Annotated in this window: 16 protein-coding genes, 1 tRNA gene and 1 riboswitch; of the genes, 2 read left to right on the plus strand and 15 right to left on the minus strand. The window is 64.5% G+C overall.

What is annotated here, in order from left to right:
• The first annotated feature begins 81 nt into the window (after positions 1 to 81).
• The gene (locus L0B83_RS11730; protein WP_234758637.1) at positions 82 to 4416 is read left to right on the plus strand and encodes a type VII secretion EssC family protein; all 4335 of its coding nucleotides are present in this window, start codon (positions 82 to 84) and stop codon (positions 4414 to 4416) included.
• Positions 4417 to 4661: 245 nt separating this feature from the next.
• On the opposite strand, the gene L0B83_RS11735 is transcribed toward L0B83_RS11730, so the two are convergent.
• The 12 genes from L0B83_RS11735 to L0B83_RS11790 form a co-directional block, all read right to left on the minus strand.
• A tRNA-Ala gene (locus L0B83_RS11735) sits at positions 4662 to 4737 on the minus strand.
• Between the two features lie 143 nt (positions 4738 to 4880).
• Entirely contained in the window at positions 4881 to 5279 is a 399-nt protein-coding gene (rsfS, locus tag L0B83_RS11740; RefSeq protein ID WP_234758638.1) for a ribosome silencing factor, read from the minus strand.
• Positions 5280 to 5346: 67 nt separating this feature from the next.
• Entirely contained in the window at positions 5347 to 6588 is a 1242-nt protein-coding gene (locus L0B83_RS11745; protein WP_234758639.1) for a hypothetical protein, read from the minus strand.
• A gap of 7 nt (positions 6589 to 6595) precedes the next feature.
• Positions 6596 to 7216 carry a nicotinate-nucleotide adenylyltransferase gene (gene nadD, locus L0B83_RS11750; protein ID WP_234758640.1) on the minus strand — a complete coding sequence of 207 codons (621 nt, stop codon included), beginning with the start codon at positions 7214 to 7216 and terminating at the stop codon, positions 6596 to 6598.
• A gap of 55 nt (positions 7217 to 7271) precedes the next feature.
• Complete coding sequence (locus L0B83_RS11755; RefSeq protein WP_234758641.1) at positions 7272 to 7511, minus strand: hypothetical protein; 240 nt, start codon at positions 7509 to 7511, stop codon at positions 7272 to 7274.
• Between the two features lie 80 nt (positions 7512 to 7591).
• Positions 7592 to 8959 carry a glutamate-5-semialdehyde dehydrogenase gene (locus L0B83_RS11760; RefSeq protein WP_234758642.1) on the minus strand — a complete coding sequence of 456 codons (1368 nt, stop codon included), beginning with the start codon at positions 8957 to 8959 and terminating at the stop codon, positions 7592 to 7594.
• A complete protein-coding gene (gene proB, locus L0B83_RS11765; RefSeq protein ID WP_234758643.1) occupies positions 8956 to 10146 on the minus strand; it encodes a glutamate 5-kinase in 1191 nt (396 codons plus the stop codon). The genes L0B83_RS11760 and proB overlap by 4 nt, the downstream gene beginning before the upstream one ends.
• On the minus strand, positions 10136 to 11725 hold the full coding sequence (obgE, locus tag L0B83_RS11770; RefSeq protein ID WP_234758644.1) for a GTPase ObgE: 1590 nt from the start codon (positions 11723 to 11725) through the stop codon (positions 10136 to 10138). The genes proB and obgE overlap by 11 nt, the downstream gene beginning before the upstream one ends.
• A 144-nt stretch (positions 11726 to 11869) precedes the next feature.
• The gene (gene rpmA / locus L0B83_RS11775; RefSeq protein WP_003803426.1) at positions 11870 to 12133 is read right to left on the minus strand and encodes a 50S ribosomal protein L27; all 264 of its coding nucleotides are present in this window, start codon (positions 12131 to 12133) and stop codon (positions 11870 to 11872) included.
• Between the two features lie 61 nt (positions 12134 to 12194).
• A complete protein-coding gene (rplU, locus tag L0B83_RS11780) occupies positions 12195 to 12503 on the minus strand; it encodes a 50S ribosomal protein L21 (RefSeq protein ID WP_234758699.1) in 309 nt (102 codons plus the stop codon).
• A gap of 420 nt (positions 12504 to 12923) precedes the next feature.
• Positions 12924 to 14444 carry a bifunctional hydroxymethylpyrimidine kinase/phosphomethylpyrimidine kinase gene (locus L0B83_RS11785; protein ID WP_234758645.1) on the minus strand — a complete coding sequence of 507 codons (1521 nt, stop codon included), beginning with the start codon at positions 14442 to 14444 and terminating at the stop codon, positions 12924 to 12926.
• Positions 14436 to 14532, minus strand: a riboswitch (TPP riboswitch). Its footprint overlaps the gene before it by 9 nt.
• Positions 14533 to 14697: 165 nt before the next feature.
• Positions 14698 to 17943: an Rne/Rng family ribonuclease gene (locus L0B83_RS11790; protein ID WP_234758646.1), complete on the minus strand. Its 3246-nt coding sequence runs from the start codon at positions 17941 to 17943 to the stop codon at positions 14698 to 14700.
• A 470-nt stretch (positions 17944 to 18413) separates the two neighbouring features.
• Between L0B83_RS11790 and L0B83_RS11795 the strand changes: the two genes are divergently transcribed.
• Positions 18414 to 19097 (plus strand): vitamin K epoxide reductase family protein, encoded by a 684-nt coding sequence (locus L0B83_RS11795; RefSeq protein ID WP_234758647.1) that lies wholly within the window; start codon positions 18414 to 18416, stop codon positions 19095 to 19097.
• A gap of 71 nt (positions 19098 to 19168) precedes the next feature.
• Here the strand turns inward: L0B83_RS11795 and ndk are convergent, their stop codons facing one another.
• Genes ndk through L0B83_RS11810 form a run of 3 tightly spaced genes read right to left on the minus strand, consistent with a single transcriptional unit; the run spans position 19169 to position 21458 of the window.
• Positions 19169 to 19588: a nucleoside-diphosphate kinase gene (gene ndk, locus L0B83_RS11800; protein WP_234758648.1), complete on the minus strand. Its 420-nt coding sequence runs from the start codon at positions 19586 to 19588 to the stop codon at positions 19169 to 19171.
• A 53-nt stretch (positions 19589 to 19641) separates the two neighbouring features.
• On the minus strand, positions 19642 to 20094 hold the full coding sequence (locus L0B83_RS11805) for a DUF4233 domain-containing protein (protein ID WP_234758649.1): 453 nt from the start codon (positions 20092 to 20094) through the stop codon (positions 19642 to 19644).
• A 2-nt stretch (positions 20095 to 20096) separates the two neighbouring features.
• Positions 20097 to 21458: a bifunctional folylpolyglutamate synthase/dihydrofolate synthase gene (locus L0B83_RS11810; protein WP_234758650.1), complete on the minus strand. Its 1362-nt coding sequence runs from the start codon at positions 21456 to 21458 to the stop codon at positions 20097 to 20099.

Below are 21458 nucleotides of genomic sequence, written 5' to 3' on the forward strand. Positions count from 1 at the left end.
AGACCCCGGGGTCCCCCGCAATTGTCTTTTCGATAGACTTTCTGCGGTGTTTCGCTGTTTCGTTGGTTCGTTGGGGGTCGTGTGTACACGCAGTTCACCATGGTTGATAGTTCGGGTTCGCGCGCGGTCGACGTGGCGGTGGAGGCAGAGCCCGACGCCGATGCCAGCCGGGTGTTGCGTGCTGCGGCAGGCGACGGGGCCGGCTTTCGTGCCGGGGACGGCGCCGTTGCCTGGGCTCAGTCCGGGGTGCACGACGGCGCCGTAATCCGTGCGGATGCCGACTTGCCGCTCCAACCAAGGGTCGTTTCGCCTGATCCGCGGAAAGCACGGATCCTGCGGGTGGGCGGCGATGCCGGAACTGTCTACGAGACGAGCACCGGGCGTTTGAGTCTGGGTTCGGGATCGGACTGTTCCATAATCCTTGCCGAGGATGGACTGCCGCCGCTGGCCGCCGTCGTCGACATCGCAGAGGACGGGGTGTGGATTGAACGGGCCAACGCCGACGTCGAACTGACGTTGAATTCCGAACCGGTGCCCGCCCGGGCGCGCTGGGCGGACGGGGAAGTCCTCCGGATCGGGACCGCGTTGCTCGCCCTTGCGCTGACCCCGGTTGAGCCGGCCTCGCTCAAAGCCTCGGATGAGCCGGGAAAGCTCGATTTCAACCGGCCTCCGCGGTTGTTCCCGCCCTCCCGCAACACCAAATTCCGTCTCCCGGCAGAGCCCAAAGAGGATGGCAAACGCTCCCTGCCGATCCTGATGGCTTTGGCCCCGTTGGCAGTATCGGTGGGCATCGCCGTCGTCATGGCCCGGCCGATGTACCTCTTGTTCGGGCTCCTGTCCCCCGTGCTCATGATCGCTAACTACTTCCAGTCCAAGAAAGCCGGGAAAGAGGGGTACCGGGAGCGTCTGCGGGCGTTCCGGACGGAGAAGCGCACTATTGAGGAAGATGCCCGGCACGCGCTGCTCGCGTTTGAGAAGGAGGCCCGTCTGCTCAGTCCCGATCCGGCTACGGCGGGACTGATCGCGACCACCCCTGGGACCCGGTTGTGGGAGCGGAGGCGCACCAACCCGGACCATCTCTCGGTGCGCTTGGGCGTGGCCACAATGCCTTCGGATGTGGTCCTGGAAGACCCGGCACAGCTCGAACATAAGCGTCAGGTCACTTGGGATGCGCGGGATGTGCCCGTCACCGTTTCGTTGCCACGGCATGGAATTCTGGGGATTTGCGCTGACCAGGAAAGCGCCCGGCAGATTGGCGGCTGGGTGATGGCCCAATTGGCTGTCGCCCAAAGCCCGCGGGATGTGCGCTTGTATCTGTTGACAACATCCGAAGCCCGGACCGCTTGGGACTGGGTCCGCTGGCTCCCGCACATTCAGTCTCCGACACCTGAACGTTCCTTTGCCCTGGTGGGTACGGATCCCCTGAGCATCACTCAGCGCATGGGCGAGCTCGCGGTGCTGATCACCGAGCGGCAACGGATACGGGCCACGAGTTCGGCGATCGAATTCGCCGATCCCGACGTGGTGGTTGTCATCGACGGCGCCCGCGCCCTGCGGGGCCGCCCGGGAGTATCCCAACTTTTGCAGGATGGACCAGCCGTCGGCGTGTACACGGTATGCCTCGACACCGAGGAACGCTACTTGCCCGAAGAGTGCAACGCTGTCTTTCGACAGGAATCAAACGGGCACTGGGCGTTGCGGCAGCAACGCGAGCATGATCTGGATACGGTGTGCGCGGACCGGGTCAGTGCCAGCTGGTTTGACTGGGTGGCCCGCGGTATCGCTCCCCTTCGCGACGCAGGCGACGACGCCGAGGGTTCGATTCCGGCATCGGCCAGGTTCGTGGAGGTTGCGGGCATCGAGCCGACAACGGCTGAAACCGTCGTCGAACGCTGGTCCCGTTCCGGCAGGAGCACGGAAGTCCTCCTCGGCGTGGACATGGAGGGCGCCTTCCGCGTCGACCTGCACCGCGACGGTCCCCACGCCCTGATCGGCGGGACCACCGGCGCGGGCAAGTCCGAGCTCCTGCAGACCATGGTGGCCTCGCTGGCGCTGGCGAACACTCCGGATGAGCTCAACTTCGTCCTGATCGACTATAAGGGCGGGGCCGCCTTCAAGGACTGCGTTGCCCTTCCGCACACGGTAGGTATAGTCACGGACCTGGATGCGCACCTCGTGGGGCGCGCCATCGAATCGCTGAGCGCCGAGCTTCGCAGGCGTGAGCATCTGCTTGCGGCCGTCGGGGCGAAGGACATCGAGGACTACACCGTCATTTCCGACCGGGACGCCAGTGTGCCGAAAATGCCGAGGCTGGTACTGGTGGTCGACGAATTTGCCGCCATGAAAACGGAGCTGCCGGACTTTATTACCGGGATCGTCAACATCGCCCAGCGCGGCCGCTCCCTCGGGATCCACCTAATACTCGCAACCCAGCGCCCCAGCGGGGCGATCACCGCAGACATCCGCGCCAATACGAACCTGCGGATCGCCCTGCGGGTCAGCGATGTCGGAGACAGCCTAGATATCCTGTCGGCCCCGGACGCCGCCAAGATATCCCAGTCCACCCCCGGGCGCGGATACCTCCGTTCCGGCGCCGAAGCTTTGCGCCCTTTCCAGACCGCGAGAGTGGGCGGCCGCCGCCCCGGCCAGGACTCGAACGAAGCGCCGGAACCCGTGGTGTTGCCGATGCCGTGGTCCCAACTGGGCCAGCCCCGACCAGCGACAACCACCGACGCGAAAGAACAGGAAGAGACCACCGACCTCATGGTCCTGGTGGAGGCCATCGCCCAAGCCGCACAGCAACAGCAGATAGCGCCACAGGCCTCCCCTTGGCTGCCTCCGTTGCCCGAAACCCTCGCCCTGGCCGATATCACCCCACCGCGCCGCGTCGATGTTGCCCTGCCCGGTTGGATCGAACCAATTGTGTTCGGCCTGGAAGACCTTCCGGGCCAGCAACGCCAGAACCCGTTGGTGCTGGACCTGCAGCACTTCGGCCACCTGTATCTCACCGGTTCGGCGCGAAGCGGCCGGTCCCAGGCACTGCGCACCATCGCCGGATCCATCGCCCGTACCACCCTGGTGGACGACGTCCACATCTACGGCCTGGATTTCGGCAACGGCAGCCTCCTCGCGCTCACCGGCCTCCCCCACTGCGGGGCAGTCGCCACGAGGGCGCAGGCCGAACGTGTCGAGCGGCTCCTCGACCATATCCTCGCCGAGATCGCGACCCGGCAGCGGGACTTCGCGGCGCGCGGCTTCGCCAACCTCACGGAACAGCGGACGTACGCGCCGATGGAGGAACGATTGCCGCACCTCGTGGTGCTCCTTGACCAATGGGAAGGCTTCCTCACCACCCTGGGCGACGGCGGAAGCAGTGCCTTGGCCGAAAAGGTCATAGCGGTCCTGCGTGAAGGATCTTCGGCCGGCGTCCACTGCGTGATCACCGGCGACAAGCAGCTCCTCACGCCGCGAATGTCCTCCCTGGCCGACTGGAAACTCATGCTTAGGTTCTCGGACCGCGGAGATTACACGATGGGCGGCCTGCAACCACGCAAACTTCCGGACTTGATCTCCCCCGGACGGGCATTCGCCGCCGATACCGGAACCGAAGCCCAGATAGCCCTCCTGACGGCGGACCCGGCCGGACAAGCCCAGATCCAGGCACTTCAAACCATCGCCCAGGAAGCACAAGCGTCGCCGGAAAACGCACATGCCCGGTACCGGCCCCTGGCCCTTCGCACGCTGCCGACCCGGATCTCTTTTGAGGAGGTCTGGACCAAGCGGACCGGGCCGGCCTCTCCGCTGACCGCCGTGATCGGCGTCGGCGGGGATGACCTCGATACCCTCCACATTGACTTCCAAACGGGCCCGCCCAGCTTCCTCATCCTGGGCTCGCCAAGGAGCGGACGCAGCACCTTGGCCGTGACCGCGGCCGAGTCGCTTCACCGGAACGGGACGGAACTGGTCATCATCGCGCCGCAGGCATCACCCTTGCTGCAACAGGCGGGACGGTCGCGGGCCGCGTTTGACCCACTCACTCTCGACGCGGAAGACCTCGCGGCTGCGACCGCAGGGGCTGAAAACCTGGCGTTGATCATTGACGATGCCGAGTTGATCCAAGACCCGGACGCACGCCAATGGCTCAAAACCTATCTCCGGTCAGCCCGGGGAAACGAACGAGCCCTCATCGCTGCCGGAAGTGTGGAAGACTTCGGCACCAGTGTATTCAGCGGTTGGGAGATCGATATGAAGACCAACCGCCGGGGAGCCCTGCTCAGTCCAACGGCCACCTTGCAAGGCGGACAGATCGGAGTCTCCCTGACCCGAAACCACCTGAGCCATAGCGGAACCCCAGGGCGGGCACTGGTCAACCTCGGGGACGGGATCCTCCGCACCATCCAGACGCCGCTCATTTAGCGGTTCGCCGGATTATTTCCCCGGCGCCGGGCTTGGACGCGGTAGACCCCGTCGGATTCTGCTGGATCATTCTTCTCGTCGAAGATACCGTCCCCGAGATTCCGGGGTCCCGCATTAAATCCATTCGAATGATGGAGCAGAATCGTACATCCGAGCCCGGAGCACGCGCACCGGACAAAGAAAAACACCCCGGTCCGAAGACCGAGGGGTTTTCGACGACTTGGGATTTCCCAAATCATTACAAATGGTGGAGCTGAGGGGACTCGAACCCCTGACCCCCTGCATGCCATGCAGGTGCGCTACCAGCTGCGCCACAGCCCCATATTTTCGCTGCTTCACGAACCGTCAACTGCGGTCAAAATCCCCTGCGGTTTTCGAATTCCTCCGAAGCAACTCAAATATCTTAGAACAGCATTTCCGAAAATTCCAAATCGGGCATATTCAGCCGATTTGCGCCGAAAAGACTAGGATTCCTCTGCGGCGGGAGCCTTCGCCGAGGCGTCAGTGCCGAGTTCCAGATCCACTACGGGGCAGTCTTTCCAGAGGCGTTCCAGGGCGTAGAAGACCCTGTCCTCGGAATGCTGGACGTGCACCACGACGTCGGCATAGTCCAGCAGGACCCAGCGGCCCTCCGAACGGCCTTCCCTGCGGACCGGGCGCAGGTCTTGCTTGAGCAACTCTTCCTCGATGCCGTCGACGATGGCGTTAACCTGGCGTTCGGTCGGGGCCGAGGCGATCAGGAAGACATCAGTAAGGGCCAGGCGTTCGCTGACGTCCAGGGCAATAATGTCCTCGGCCAGCTTGTCCGCTGCCGCGCGGGCGGCGTGGCGGGCCAAGAGGACGGATTGTTCGTGTGCAGTCACAGGACTCCTTGTATGCGGCTTCGAGAATAGACAAAGCCTGTTTCTTTGGTGGCAAAAGCCATTTTGGTCAGCGGGAAAGTCCGCTGGTGATCATGATGATGCCCGCAATCAGGGCGATGGCTCCGATGCCGACGAGTCCCAAGACCAGGAGCCGGGCACGCTGGGCGCGGCCGAGGCCCGCCGTCGCGGCGTCAAGGGGTTCGAGTCCGTAGGCGGAGCTTGCGGAAATCGGCGGATGCTCGGCCGCTTGCGCGGACGCTTCGCCATCAGGTTCGATGCCCGACGTCGGGCGCCCACCGGCCGCCTTCGCAGCGGCCTCCGCGCGCGCCAGCACTCCTCCGCGCCCGCGCAGGCCGCGGGACTTGGCCGCCGACTGGCCCGGCTTTACTTTCGGCGCAGGGGACGTGACGAGTGGGACAAATGTGGTGCCGGGCGGCTTCATGACCGGACGGTCGAGTCCGGGAACCTTCACGAATTCAAGGGGCGTCACCATGGCCAGGTTGCTCGCCACCGACGGTTCAGCACGAACCGGACCGGCAGGACGACTGTTCTGCTCGGCGAGTTTCTGCTTGGCCATGGCCCTCTTGTTGAGGACCGCCTCGCGTTCAGCCTGGGCGATCTGTTCGGCCAAAGCTTCCGGATCCGCCGGCTCCGCGTCGGTACCGGAAACCTCGGATTCGGCGGCAGGGATTCTCTGCACCGCCGACTCCATTGCCGCGATGTGCTCAAGCTTGCTGGTCTGGTTGTTCGCTTGCGCTGCAAGGAGCTCGCGGGCCATCAATGCCTGCTCCACCGTCATTTCCGGAGCACCGGGCGGAGGCCCTGCCGTGACGCGGACGCCGCCGTCGGGCGCAACGCCGGGCCGGTCGGGAGCGGACTGCTGCCTGGCCGGAGACTGGACGGGCACGCTGGATGTCCTCGGCCCGGAGCCCGGGGCAGGAACGACGGGGATCGTCGACGTGCCCGGGGCGACTTCTTCCTGCAATTGCTGCAGGCGCAGCTGACGGCGCGTCGGTGGACCGCCGCGGGAGAGCTGCTGCTCCTTGTCGGCCAATTCCTTGATGGCGCGCAGGGCTGCACGGTCGCGTGCACGCGCCTGGGATGAACGCTCCGAGGCGGGTTTGGCGTCCAGCGGAGCATCCGCCACCCGGCGCACCCGATGGGCCGAAGCACCTCCGGACACGTGGTTTGCGTTCTCGGAGGTCACGGCATCGCCCGCAGCCGGACGTGCGCCGGATTCTTCCAGTCGTGCGTCCCGGGCTCGTCGAAGCTCGCGCCGGCTAGGGATGGGGGGCTGTTCCTGGCTCATTCGAAACTCACTCGGTACGGGCTTGGTGTTCTGATCCGGTCATAGCATGCGGGGGCTCCCCCATGCCGGGTTTGCCCGTGTACAGCTTGTGTTTGGCGATGTACTGCACTACTCCGTCAGGTACGAGGTACCAGACCGGATTGCCTGCACCCACGCGGGCGCGGCAATCGGTCGAAGAAATCGCCATGGCGGGCACTTCCAAGAGACTGACATCTTCCCTGCCCATGTCGTCCAGGACATGGCCGGGCCTGGTGACGCCGACAAAATGCGCCAAGGACCAAAGCTCGTCGACATCTTTCCAGGACAGGATTTGCGCCAAGGCGTCCGCGCCCGTAATAAAGAATAGGTCCGCATCCGGCCGCTGGGTCCGCAGATCCCGCAAGGTATCGATCGTGAAGGTCGGACCGGGGCGGTCCACGTCCACACGGCTCACCGTGAAATTGGGGTTGGATGCCGTGGCGATAACCGTCATCAAGTAGCGATGCTCGGCTTCGCTAACTTCCTTGTGCGATTTCTGCCAAGGCTGTCCGGTGGGCACGAAGACCACCTCGTCCAAACGGAACTTGGCAGCAACCTCACTGGCAGCAACCAAGTGGCCGTGATGGATGGGATCGAACGTCCCACCCATCACGCCCAAGCGGTGTCGGCGCCCCGTTATTTCGAAGGGCTTTGCAGCGGAAATGTTAGTGACCCAGCCCTGGGTGCTTGGCCGGGTGCTGGCGGTGCGGATCCGAGTGCTCTTCGACAGCGTCGTGACGGTTGCCGAGGTTGGTGTAGGACATGGCAACGAACATCAGCACCAGCAGGATGCCGAACATGGAGACACCGAAAACCCAAGGTTCAGCCCACAACGGCGCCGGCGCTTCGGCTCCGCTCTCGCCCCCTTGCGTGAGAATTGAAATGGCGACCTGCTGAAACTGCATTTTCTCCCCTAGCGGTTCAAAGAATTTTCGACGGCGGATCCTCCCGCCGTTCAGGACTTCTGTTCTATGTTACAGCGTTGCTAGGCGCGGACCTGGCCTTCACCTTGGACGATCCACTTCGTGGTGGTGAGCTCGGTCAGGCCCATAGGACCACGCGCGTGCAGCTTCTGGGTGGAGATTCCCACCTCGGCGCCCAAGCCAAGCTCGCCTCCGTCGGTGAAACGCGTGGAGGCGTTCACGATGACCGCCGCGGAGTCGATATCCGCAATGAACTTCTCAGCGTTTGCCAGATCGTTCGTCAGGATGGCTTCCGTGTGTCCGGTCGACCACTTGCGAATGTGGGCGACGGCCTCGTCCAGGTTGTCAACCATCGCAACCGCGAGGTCAAGGTCCATGTATTCGGTGGCCCAATCGACGTCGTCGGCCGGGACTGTCTCCACGGAGCCGGACAGCGCCGCTTCAATCCGGGAGTCGACATGCAGGGTGACCCCGGCGGAACGAAGCGCGGCAGCGACCGCGGGCAGCACGGTGGATTTCGAGTGCACCAGGAGGGTTTCCACAGTGTTGCACACGCTGGGACGCTGGGTCTTGGCGTTGAGCAGGATCTCGACGGCCATTTCTTCACCGGCGGACTCGTCGATGAAGATATGCACGTTGCCTTCGCCGGTCTCAACGACAGGCACGGATGAATTGTTCACCACCGTCTGGATCAGCTCACGGCCACCACGGGGAATCAGCACGTCCACGCGGCCACGGGCACGCATCAGGACATTCGCCCCTTCGCGGCCGAATTGGTCCACGCTCTGGACGGCGTCTGCGGGCAACCCGACTGATTCCAGCGCATCCCGGAGGATGGTCACAAGGGCCGCGTTGGTGTGGGCTGCCGCCGATCCACCGCGCAGGATCACGGCGTTGCCGCTCTTCAAGGAAAGCCCTGCGATGTCGACAGTGACGTTCGGGCGGGCCTCATATATCGCGGCCACCACTCCCATAGGCACGTTGACCTGGCGCAAGCGCAAGCCGTTGGGCAGGGTCTGGCCCCGGACGACGTTACCCACCGGATCGGGCAAGCCTGCCAGGTTTTCAAGGGCGGCAACCAGGCCGTCGATGCGGGCAGGAGTCAGGGTCAGGCGGTCCAGCATGGCAACGGAGGTTCCGTTGTTGCGGCCATACTCAACATCCTTCGCGTTGGCGGCGAGGATGGAGCCCTGCTGTTCCCGGAGGGCAGCACCGATGGCCTGCAGGGCGCGGTCCTTCCAGGCACGATTCGCCTGGGCAATGCGCCGCGCGGCCTGGCGCGAGCGGTCAGCAATCGAATGCACGGCCGCCTCCACCTCACCGGGTGTGAGCGGCGCGGTTCCCTGCTCCGGCGTTTCCGGCACCTGCGCGGCATTGCCGGCAAGGGCGTCGGTGATCACAGGAGCGTCAGGGGTAAGGGCCTCAGTCATTCTCCAAGTTTAGTGGAGCCGGGCGGCTGAACCAGTACGAGGTCGTCAACATGAACAACTACGCGGTCATATCCGCGGCCAAGGTCCTTGGCGAGCTCCTTGGTCGAACGGCCCAGCATGCGGGGAAGCTCTTCCGCCGAGTAGTTCACCAGTCCCCTGGCGATCACAGTGCCCTCGGATGAAACCATCTCCACGGGATCGCCGGGCTCGAAGTCTCCCTGCACGGACGATATTCCGGCGGGCAAAAGCGAGGTGTGGCGGTCGCGCACTGCCTTGACGGCGCCGTCGTCGAGCACCAAACGGCCCCGGACCGAAGCAAGGTGGGCCAGCCACAGCAGGCGAACCGGCTTGCGGTTGCCGTTGATGGCGAACCAGGTGCCGACGTCCTCGCCGGCCAGCGCGGCGGCGGCATTGGCCGTGGAAGTGACGAGGGCGTGGATGCCGGAGCCGGCCGCGATCGACGCCGCCTCGACTTTGGTGGTCATGCCGCCGGTTCCGACGCCGGCCTTTCCGGCCTTGCCGATGGTCACCCCGACGAGGTCGGCGGGACCGGTGACGAGCGGAATGCGCTTGGCACCCAACGACGGCGGACCGTCATAGAGGGCGTCGACGTCGGAAAGCAGGACCAGCGCGTCCGCGCGCACAAGGTGCGCCACCAATGCGGCGAGCCGGTCGTTGTCGCCGAAGCGGATTTCGTGCGTCGCCACGGTGTCGTTTTCGTTCACGACCGGCACGACGCCGAGGTTCAGCAACCGGTCAAGCGCCCGGTATGCGTTGCTGTGCTGGGTGCGCCGCATCAGGTCATCGGCGGTCAACAGGACCTGGCTGACTGTGATCCCATGTGCGGCAAAAGCCTGCGAATAGCGCGCCATCAAAAGGCCTTGGCCCACGCTTGCCGCAGCCTGCTGAGTGGCGAGGTCCTTGGGACGCTTGGGGAGGCCGAGCGGCGCCAGGCCCGCCGCGATGGCACCGGAAGACACGAGGATGATTTCCGTCCCGGAATTGCGCTTCCCGGCCAGGGCGTGGACGAGTGCCGTCAGCGCTTTCTCCGAGATCCCGCCCTTGATGCTGGTCAGCGAGGACGAACCGACCTTGACCACGATCCGCTTGGCGCCGGCGAGTGCCTGGCGTTCGGCGGCGTCGTCGACTTCGGTGACTTCCGCGGTGCGGGCCGTGCTAGTCGTCATTTCCGGCTTCCAGGCCGCTTTCCTTCAGGGGTTGGGCTGTCCGACGGCGGCTGACGGACTCAGTCCAGATGCCGGCCTTGCGCTCGGCTTCGAGCTCGGCGCGTGCAGCAGCCTTGGCTTCGCGGCGCTCGATCTGCTCCTCGCGCTTCTGCGAACGGGTGGGACGGTCGCCGATGTCGGCAACACGGATGTCCGTGCCTCGAGGCGTCGCCAGAAGCTCGGCACCCGCCATCATGGTGGGCTCCCAGTCGAACACGACCCCGTCTTCTCCGCCGATCACCACGGTGTCGCCGGGCACGGCACCCATCTTGAACAACTCGGTTTCAATGCCGAGCTTGGCCAGGCGATCGGCCAGGTAACCAATGGCTTCCTCGTTGGTGAAGTCGGTTTGCTTGACCCAGCGGACAGGCTTTTCCCCAAGCACGCGGAAGAGCGGCTCGAGATTCTTCTCCTCGCGGCGGATCGTGAAGCCGGACTCGTTGACGGCCCGGGGACGCAAGACAGGCGCTGCGACCTTGGGAGGCGCAATCTCAATCGCCTTGCGGGCATCCTTGACGATCTCGGCCATGGCGAAGCTCAACGGGCGCAGCCCTTCATGGCTAGTGGCAGAGACTTCGAAAACGCGGTAGCCGCGCTGTTCCAGTTCGGGGCGGACAAATTCGGCCATATCCCGACCGTCAGGCAAGTCCACCTTGTTCAGGACAACAAGCTTGGGGCGTTCGTTCAGGGGAACCACTTCGCCGTCAACGCCGGCGTAGCTCATGTCCACGGCGTATCGGTCCAGCTCCTGTTCGATGATCGCGAGATCGGAAAGCGGGTCCCTGTCCGCCTCCAACGTTCCGCAGTCCAATACGTGCACCAGCGCGGCGCAACGCTCTACGTGGCGCAGGAAGTTGTGGCCCAGGCCCTTGCCTTCGCTCGCGCCTTCGATGAGGCCCGGAACGTCGGCTATGGTGAACCGGACGTCTCCGGCCTGGACCACGCCGAGGTTCGGGACCAGGGTGGTAAAGGGGTAGTCGGCGATCTTCGGCCGCGCGGCGGACATGGCGGCGACAAGGCTCGACTTGCCCGCTGAGGGGAAGCCAACCAGCGCGATGTCAGCAATGGACTTCAACTCCAGGACGATGTCGCTGGAGTCGCCTTCAATACCCAGGAGCGCGAAACCCGGAGCCTTGCGCTTTTGCGAGGACAATGCAGCGTTACCAAGGCCACCCAGCCCGCCCGCAGCGGCGACGAACTCGGTGCCTTCACCTACGAGGTCGGCAAGGACCACGCCGTCCTTGGTCTTGACCACGGTGCCGTCCGGGACGGGAAGCACAAGGGTTTCACCGTTTTTGCCGCCCCGCCAGTCACCCATGCCGGGGCCGCCGTTGGTTGCGTGGCGGTGCGGTGCGTGGTGGTAGTCAAGCAAAGTGGTGGTCTGGGAATCGACGCGAAGGATGACGTCGCCGCCATTGCCTCCGTTGCCGCCGTCGGGCCCGCCAAGGGGCTTGAACTTTTCGCGCTTGACAGAGACACAGCCGTGGCCGCCTGTTCCGCCGGATACGTGAAGTACTACCCGGTCTACGAAGGTGGCCACGTGTTTCTCCTCTAGGTGGAAATTACTGCTTGGAATGCTTGTTGGCGGCTGATCCGCCACCGCCCGCCCTAGTAAATTCTAGTGCGGTTAAAAAGACGGGTGGAGCGGGCCATACGGCCCGCTCCACCCGTTCAGAACGTGTTATTACTCTGCAGCTGCAGCAGCAACGATGTTCACGACGCGGCGGCCACGGCGAGTACCGAACTCAACCGCACCTGCCTGCAGGGCGAACAGGGTGTCGTCGCCACCGCGGCCGACGCCGGCGCCCGGGTGGAAGTGGGTGCCGCGCTGGCGGACGATGATCTCGCCTGCGGAAACGACCTGGCCGCCGAAGCGCTTTACGCCGAGGTACTGGGCGTTGGAGTCACGACCGTTGCGAGTGGAGCTCGCGCCTTTTTTATGTGCCATTTGAAATGCCTGCCTTTAAAATTCTGGGGAATCTGTTGAAAACCTGGACAGCAACCAGTGGTTACTTGATACCGGTGATCTTGATCTTGGTCAGTTCTTGACGGTGACCCTGGCGCTTCTTGTAGCCGGTCTTGTTCTTGAACTTCTGGATGACGATCTTCGGACCACGGAGGTCTTCGAGGATCTCGGCCGTAACCTTGACCTTGGCCAGATCCGCAGCAGCGGAGGTGACCTTGTCGCCGTCCACCAGGAGCAGTGCGGGCAGCTCAAGGGTGCTGCCGGCTTCACCGGGGACGCGGTTCAGGGTTACGTAGTCTCCAACGGAAACCTTTTCTTGGCGGCCGCCTGCGCGGACAATCGCGTACACCACTTGGGCACTCACTTCTCTCGACGTCTATAACTAAATTTGCGTGCGGAACCCCGATCCGAAAACGGGCCTGGTTCACGCTGTGCCTCAACGCCGTGGACTCCGGTACGGAATCCATGAGTCATCCCTCGAACAAATCCAGATGGAAAATCAGTTCCACATGAAAGGTCCCTGGGGGCATAACCCAAGTGTTGGCGTAAGCACCGAAGATCTAGATTACGCTAGTTTCGCCTTCGGCTGCAAATGAGGCCAAGCCCGGAGGCTGCCACGTGATGGCTGCCACAGACTGGCGATGCCGTCATCCGGTACCGTGCCCGTCCACCTTACCGTGCTGGCGAAGAAAAGCCCGGTTCACCGCTCCGACACGCTGCCGCGTCCGCGGAAACAGCACTGTCTCCGGTCTTTCCGCGGTAGGCAGCGTGCTCAGCCGTGCAAGCGTGGGGCATCGAAGAACGCCGTTTCGAAGCGGCAGGATTGGGTGAAAGCCTCCATCATCGCCGCGCGCTCCGAGGGGCTCGCGGCCTGCGCGGCGGAATCCGTGATGGCAATCGCCGTGCGGGTGGCTTCGGCAAACGCCTCGTCCGCGTAGGTGCGTAGCCAGTCCGCATACGGGTGCTCGTCCGACGCTCCCGACTGCACATAGCCGTGGTGGAGCTGCTGTCCCACCTCCGCGTACAACCAGTAGCAGGGCAACACGGCGGCCACCAGCACGGCGTAGCTCCCGGACGCCGACGCCGCCAGCAAATGGTCCACGTAGGACTTGGTAACGGGGCCGATCTCCCCGCTCACCTGGCGCCCATTGAGCCAATTCCGATGCAATTCGGATTCGACTTCGAGGCAGATCTGCGAGCTACGGGCCCAGAACAACTGTTCGGCTTCGCTGGGGGCAAGGGCGCTTGCCCGGGCCAGGACCCGGGAATAGCCGTTGAGATAAAGGGCATCCTGCGCCAAGTAATAGCTGAACTGTGCTTCGCTCAGGCCTCCGGACTGCAAATGCTGGATGAAGTCCAAGCCATAAATCGCGGCAAGTTCCGTTTGGGCGGCATCCCACATCTTGGCGGCAAAGTCCCCGGGTTGAAGGGCCTGCTGGAGCGCGTGGAAATGGTGGATCGGCCCGTTGCCTTTCCCTACCTCCAGTACCTCGGACCGGTTCAGCGCCTCCTGGAGCCACGGCTTGACCACACGCAAGGCAGACTCCCAATCGCCGAGCCGCGCCTTGGCCGTTGCCATCGCCGAGGACAGGGAACAACCCGTTCCATGGCTATTGCGGGTCTCCACCCGCTCGCCGGCGAATTCCACCACGTCCTGGCTCAGGACTCCCCCGGTATTGACCAAGGCATCGGGGCAGCCCGCTCCCCGCAGGTGGCCACCCTTCACCAGAATGGTGTTCCCGCAGGAAGCAGCCAGCCGTTTGCCTTGCTCCAACGCCGATTCCCAGTCGGTGGCTTCGGGTTCGCCAAGCAGCATGGCCAATTCGGGAAGGTTCGGCGTCACCAAGTCAGCGAGGGGCAGAAGATCCCGCAACGCGGCTTCAGCGGACTCCGCCAAGAGCCGGTCGCCGCTCGTGGCGACCATCACCGGATCCAGCACGACGACGGCGGGACGCGTCTCCTCGAGCCAGCGGCGGACTTCGTGGATGACGGCTGCGTCCCCGAGCATCCCGATCTTGACGGCATCCACGGCGATGTCGTCGCTGATGGCATCCAATTGTTGGCGCAGGAACTCCACGGGAGGCACATGGACAGCGGTGACGCCCTGGGTGTTTTGTGCAGTGAGCGCCGTGATGACGGCCATGCCATAGCCGCCGTTAGCCGCGATGCTCTTCAGGTCCGCCTGGATCCCGGCACCACCCGAAGGATCCGATCCGGCAATACTGAGCACCCGGGGAATGCGGCGGTGGGTGGCGTTCAGCGGGTAGACGGCCGATGGCGTCGAAACAGTCATGCGAGACATCCCTTCGCCGGTGCTAACCGGACAGGTTCAACGGGTCTGGTCTCAGCCGGCTTGGTGCGCGGCACCCCGTGTCAGTCCCCTAGCTTAACCCGGATCACACCCTGCAGGCCGAAATCGCGTTTTGCTACCGCGAACGCTTTGCTACCGCGAAGTCGGGACTCAGGCGGCCTGGCCGGCAACGCCGAAGCCCCGGCCGTTTCCACGTGAGTGGAAAAGACCGGGGCTTCCGGACACAGTACTGCGTCTAGAGCTCCGACTTGGGCACGCCGACACCGAGGATAATCGGTTCCTCGGCCGCCTTCGGCTTCGCGGGAGCGGCCTCGGGTGCCATAGCCTCAGGTGCCTTGGCTTCGTGCGCAGTGCCACCGGAGGCCGCTGCGGCTACCTCGTGGTGCTCCACATCCGTGGCGTTCGCGGCACCTTGGGCACGGCTGGCGCTACGGTTCCGACGGCCGCGTCGTCCACGCGAGCCCGGCTCCGGGGAGTCGCTGCTTGCTCCGGCCGTCGGAGCTGCGGGGGCATCCTCGGCCGGGGTTGAACGCGTGGCCGTGTCCGGAGCTTCTCCGAGGCCCGCGAATGCCTGTGCCAACAGGTCCAGGCTCATGGCGGGTGCACCGTTTGCCGGCTCCCCTTCGTGCTGGACGAAGGGCAAAGCAACTTCTTCGCCGCCGAACCGCAGCACCGGCGTCAAACGTTCTTCGCTCCTCGAGGCAGCGGCTGGAGCCTGGACCGGGGCCGCGGGCGGCTGGACCGGAGCGGCTTCTGCCACGTGCCCTTCGGCGGGCAACTCCGCAGCGTGGTGGAGCTCGTCGTCGTGCAGGTGGGCGGCATGGGCTGCGGCCGCGATCGTGGCAAGGGCTGCGCGCGTGGCTGCCTGGCGGTCCGGATCGGTGGATTCCACCGTGTGGACCGGCACAGAAGGGGTGGCGTGCAGTTCGCTGCTACCCTGACCATTGCCCCGGCCACGGCGACGCTTGCGCTGCTCCGGGCGGACGGCTGGCTGCGACTCCGTGCGCGGGTGGTGGTGTTCGGCTGCAACCACGTTGGCCCGGCGGTGCTCCACAGGTTCGTCGTGCGTGACGACGCCGCGGCCTGCGCACGCCTCGCACTGCTCGCCGAAGACCTCCAGCAGGCCGGTGCCCATGCGCTTGCGCGTCATCTGGACCAATCCGAGCGATGTCACCTCGGCCACCTGGTGCTTGGTACGGTCCCGGCCCAGGCACTCGACCAAGCGGCGCAACACGAGGTCGCGGTTGGATTCCAGCACCATGTCGATGAAGTCAATGACGATGATTCCGCCAATGTCCCGCAGGCGAAGCTGACGGACCACTTCTTCGGCGGCCTCGAGGTTGTTCTTGGTGACGGTCTCTTCGAGGTTGCCGCCGCTGCCGGTGAACTTCCCGGTGTTGACGTCCACAACCGTCATCGCCTCGGTGCGGTCGATGACGAGCGAACCGCCGGAGGGCAGGAAGACCTTGCGCTCCAGGGCCTTGTGGATCTGTTCGTCCACGCGCCACGCGGAGAAGATGTCCTGCTCCGAGGTCCACTTTTCGAGGCGGCCCACCAGGTCCGGCGCCACGTACGTAACGTAGGCCTCGATGGTGTCCCAGGCTTCATCGCCGGAGACGATGAGCTTGGAGAAGTCCTCATTGAAGACGTCGCGGACAACCTTGATGGTCAGGTCCGGTTCGCCGTACAGCAGTTCCGGGGCCAGGACCTTCGTGGACGTGGACTGGCTTTCGATGCCTTCCCACTGGGCCCGCAAGCGGTTGATATCGTGCGTCAGTTCTTCCTCGGAAGCACCTTCGGCCGCGGTACGCACAATCACGCCGGCGTTCTCCGGGAGGCGGTCCTTGAGGATCTTCTTCAGGCGGTTGCGCTCGACGTCGGGCAGCTTGCGGGAAATACCGGTCATGGACCCGCCCGGTACATACACAAGGTAACGGCCCGGAAGGGAAATCTGGCTCGTGAGGCGTGCGCCCTTGTGCCCTACCGGGTCCTTGGTGACCTGGACCAGCACGGAGTCGCCTGATTTCAAGGCGTTTTCGATGCGCCGCGGCTTGCCCTCCAGCGTGACGGCATCCCAGTTGACTTCACCGGCGTAGAGCACGGCGTTGCGGCCGCGTCCGATGTCCACGAACGCGGCTTCCATGGACGGCAGGACGTTCTGGACTTTGCCGAGGTAGACGTTGCCGATCAGGGAATCCTGCTGCGTCTTGGAGACGAAGTGCTCCGCGAGCACGCCGTCTTCGAGGACACCGATCTGGATCCTGTCGTCGCGCTGGCGCACGATCATCTGGCGGTCGACGGACTCGCGGCGCGCCAGGAATTCGGCTTCGGTGATCACCTGGCGGCGGCGGCCGGTCTCACGGGACTCGCGGCGGCGTTGTTTCTTGGCTTCAAGGCGGGTGGAGCCCTTGACGCTCGTGACACGGTCGGAGCCGATGGTCGATTCAACATGTGCGCGGGGAGCGCGGACACGGGTCACGGTGTTGGGGGGATCGTCGTCTCCGCCGCCCGTCAACTCCAGGTCCTGATCGCCGCGACGGCGGCGACGGCGGCGGCGTGAAATCACGCCGTCTTCGAGCGCCTCCTCGGCACCGGTTTCCGCCTCCTCCTCGGATTCCGCGGGCGTTTCCTCTCCGGCTTCATCACGTTCGCTGCCACGGCGTCCGCGACGGCCACGGCTCCGACGCCGACGGCGGCTGCCGCCTTCGTCCAGTTGGTTCTCCTCGGACCCTTCCTCGGATTCTGCCCGCGATTCCCCCTCGACGGCGGCCGAACGGATAACGGCGCTCAGGTCAGGTGCCTGGAAGATCATGGAGGTGGCGGAGGCAGGTTCCAGGAACAGCGACGCGAGCGGGCTCGCGGGCTCCGCCTCGACGGCGGCAGCCTCGGTGGTCTTCCCGGGCGCGGGCTCCTCGGCGGTTTCCTCGGGCGCAGGCTCCTCAGCGGCTTCGGCAGCGGAGGTTTCGGCAGGAGCGGCGGCCACAGGAGCTACTTCCGCAGCCGGTGCAGCCTCTTCGACGGCGGGCTCGGCGTTCTTCGCCTTTGTCGTACGACGGCGGCGGGCCGGCTTTTCGGGGGCGGCTTCGGGTTCCGGGGCCGCGTCGGGCGCGTCGGCGACGGCGGCCTCCGGAGCCTCGCCTCCTTGCGGAGCGGCTTCTTCAGGCTTTGTTTCTTCCGGGGCGGTTGTTTCTTCGGACGCGGCTACAGGCGCGGCTTCTTCGGCGAAACCTGGCAACGGCTCGGAGCTTTCGGCCTTCTTTCGAGCCCTGGTCCGCCGGGCTGGAGCTTTGGGCGCTTCCACGTCGCTCACTTCGGCGACGGGCTCTGTGGGGGCCGCGGCAGCTCCGGGGTCGGGGGCTTCATCCGCGGCGACCGTCTTCGGTGCGGCCTTGCGGCGGGTCCGGGCAGCCTTCTTGGGTGCTTCGGGGGTCTCGCTCGACGCCGCATCTTCGGCGGCGGCTACAACTTGCTCATTATCCATATGTGGCAACACTCCTGCCCTTGCGCAACCGCCACATCCGGTGCCCAGAGGGGCAAATATTGTCAAAACCCGCAGGCGTTGACAGAAGTCAGTAGTAGTCTTTCCGGTTCGCACCAGCATGCGGGTGCGGCATCCACGGAAAGCCGGCTTCGCTCCAAACCCGTTGTTCTAATGCCACAACCAGGTGCCGTCCATGGTCACTGCGGCACTGCCGGGGATCATCGGATCTGGGCATGCCTGCATGTGATTGGCGGTCTTGGGAACAAGATACCGGACCGGAATCCGCATGTGGATCGGCTTCCGGCCATGTTCATTCTCTCACATGCCCGCACTCCCGGGCATGAAGCGCACCGTAGAAGCTTCCGTGCCGCCGGGCTTTGCTGGACACGCCCTCCAGCCTCCGCGGCTAGAATCCTCCCAAGAGCAGTCCCCGGTCCCGCGCCGGGCAACCGAGAAAAGGACAGCCAACCATGCCGAGTCCCGCCAGCCCGAACCTGGCCAACAACGATGCCCGCTCGCCCCGGCAGGAAGGCACCGGCAAGAACACCGGGGAAGTAGCCATGCCGCGCATGGTCCGCGACCGGGCCCTTGCCTGGCTCCTGCTTGCCACCGGCGCCGTCGCATGGCTCGCGTCAGGGGCGCTCGTGCTGGAAAAGCTGCAGGTCCTCATGGACCCCAACCACATCACGGCCTGCGATCTTAATCCGTGGGTGTCCTGCGGCAGTGTCATGAAGACGCCGCAGAGTTCGGTTTTCGGTTTCCCGAACATGTTCATCGGCATCGTCGCCTTCGCCGTGATCATCACCACCGCCATGGCGATCTTCGCAGGGGCCAAGTTCGCACGCTGGTATTGGATTGGCTTGCAGACGGGCGTCACACTGGGCTTCATCTTCATCGTCTGGCTGTGGTCCCAGGCACTCTATGTCATTCACATCCTGTGCCCGTTCTGCATGGTGGTGTGGGCATGCATGATCCCGCTCTTCGTCTTCGTAACCATCAGGAACGTGGCGCACGGGGTCATTCCGGCGCCCGCAGGACTGGCAAAGATCCTGAGTGAATCCGGTTGGATCATTTCGGCGCTGCTCTACGTCGGCGTGATCGCCAGCATCTTCTTTGCCTTCATCAACGTGTTCATCGGGACTTCGGGCTACTAAGCACCGCGGGGTCACTTACGGCCCATTCCGGAGCTCCGGATGGACCGTAAGTGACCCCGCGTTCGTTAAAACTAGGCGCCGAACCAGATCTTGATCTCGCGCTCGGCGGAATCCACCGAATCGGAACCGTGGACCAGGTTCTGCTGGACCGCCAGGCCCCAGTCACGGCCGAAGTCGCCGCGGATGGTGCCGGGCGCCGCCGTCGTCGGGTCCGTGGTTCCCGCGAGGGACCGGAAGCCTTCGATCACACGGTGGCCCTCGAAGATGGCAGCGACAACCGGGCCGCTGAGCATGAACTCGACCAGCGGCTCGTAGAACGGCTTGCCCACGTGCTCTTCGTAGTGCTGCTCCAGCAGATCGCGGGTGGCGTTGACCTTCTTCAATTCGACCAGGGAGTATCCCTTGGACTCGATGCGGGCAAGGATGCTGCCGCTCAAGTTGCGGGCGACGCCGTCGGGCTTGATCAGTACAAGGGTGCGCTCAATGCTCACGGTAGCTCCAATGTTGGATGTGTGGGTTTCCCAGCCAGTTTACGGGGTTTCGCTCAGGCGGACTGCCCGGCCGAGTCTTCCCCGTGCGAGGCGTTCCATTCGGCTTGCTCACGGTCACGCTGGACGTTCTCCCGGTCGATCCGCATGCCGGCGCGGATGCCGTACCACCAGCAGGCCGCGAACAGGACTCCCACCACGAACATGGTGGGCTCCACGAAGCCGGAAAGAATCAACACCAACTGCAGTATCCAGCCGATACCGATACCCCATGGCCTGCTGAGCACGGCACAGGCCAGAATCAGCACAACGCTCAGGGAGATACCGAAGGTCAGGATCAGCGCTGGCGACACCTCTCCACGCTTCAGTCCGAAGACGGCCAAGGTGGCGAAGAACGCGACGAAGGCCTCCAGGAGCAGCACGGTCGAAGCGAACATCACCTTCGTGGAGCGACGCTTCTTGGGCATCCCGGGGCGCCATTCGCGCTGGGCTTTGGTGAGTTTGGCCATCTTCAGGACCCGACCTTTCCAAGCAGCATCCGGGCTTCGGCCACCACGGTGATGGAACCCGTGACGAGGACCCCGCCGGCCAGGTCATCATTGGCTTCAGCACGTTCCACGGCCCACTCGATTGCGTCATCAAGCTTCTCGGCGATATGGACGTTTTCCTCGCCAAACCCGAGATCGACGGCGAGATCGGCCAACTGCGCCGCAGGGATGGCCCTCGGTGAGTTGGACTGCGTGAAACAGAACTCCTCAGCCAAAGAACCCAAGGATTCCTTGAGCTGACGCAGGATTTCCTCGGCGTCCTTTTCCTGCAGGACCCCGAGCACCACTACCAGCTTGCTGAAGCTGAAGGCCTCTTCAATTGCTTCGGCCGAGGCGCGGATGCCATCGGGGTTGTGGGCTGCGTCCACGATGATCGTGGGAGCCGTTCGCACCACCTCGAGGCGCCCCGGCGAGCTCACGTTACCGAAAGCCTCGCGCAGGACGTCGCCGTCGAGTTCCTTTTCGCCGCCGCCAAGGAAGGCTTCCAGGGCGGCGACGGCAACTGCGGCGTTTTCGGCCTGGTGGGCGCCGTGCAACGGCAGGAGCAGGTCTTCATAGCGGCCTGCCAGGCCCTGGATCGTCAGGACCTGGCCCCCGACGGCAACCGTGCGGGACTCGACGCCGAATTCGACGCCTTCAAAGCGGAACGGCACCCCGACTTCGCGTGCCTTCTCAAGGAGCACCTGCGCGGCGTCCACTGGCTGGGCCGCGCTGATGAGGAAGCCGCCGGGTTTGATGATTCCGGCCTTCTCGTGGGCGATGTCCTCGGTGGTGTCGCCGAGCAGTTCCGTGTGGTCGAGGGAGATCGGCGTCACCACGGAAACCTGTCCGTCGCCCACATTCGTGGCGTCTGTGACGCCGCCCAGACCCACCTCAATCACCGCGACATTGACGGGCTGGTCCGCGAAGATCGCGAAGCCCAGGATCGTCAGGCACTCAAAGTACGTGAGCCTCGGCTGGCCGTCGGCCTCGAGTTCCTTGTCCACGATTTCGAGGTACGGACGGATCTCGTCCCAGATCCGGACAAAGGTCTCGTCCGGAACCGGCTCGCCGTCGATGCTGATGCGCTCAGTCACCTTCGACAGGTGCGGACTCGTGTAGCGGCCGGTGCTTAAGCCGTGGGCCCGGAGTCCTGCTTCGATCATCCGGGCCGTTGACGTCTTGCCGTTGGTTCCCGTGATGTGGATGATCGGGAAGGCCTTGTTCGGCTCCCCCAGGACATCCATGGCCCGGTACAGGGGGGCGAGCCGCGGCTCCATTTTGTTTTCCGGGGCGCGGCCCAGGAGTTCGGCGTAGACGCTTTCTACGGAGAATTCGTCGCTCAT

Origin of the sequence: Arthrobacter alkaliphilus (genome assembly GCF_021483235.1) — a bacterium.
In the GTDB taxonomy this organism is placed as follows: Bacteria; Actinomycetota; Actinomycetes; order Actinomycetales; family Micrococcaceae; genus Arthrobacter; species Arthrobacter alkaliphilus.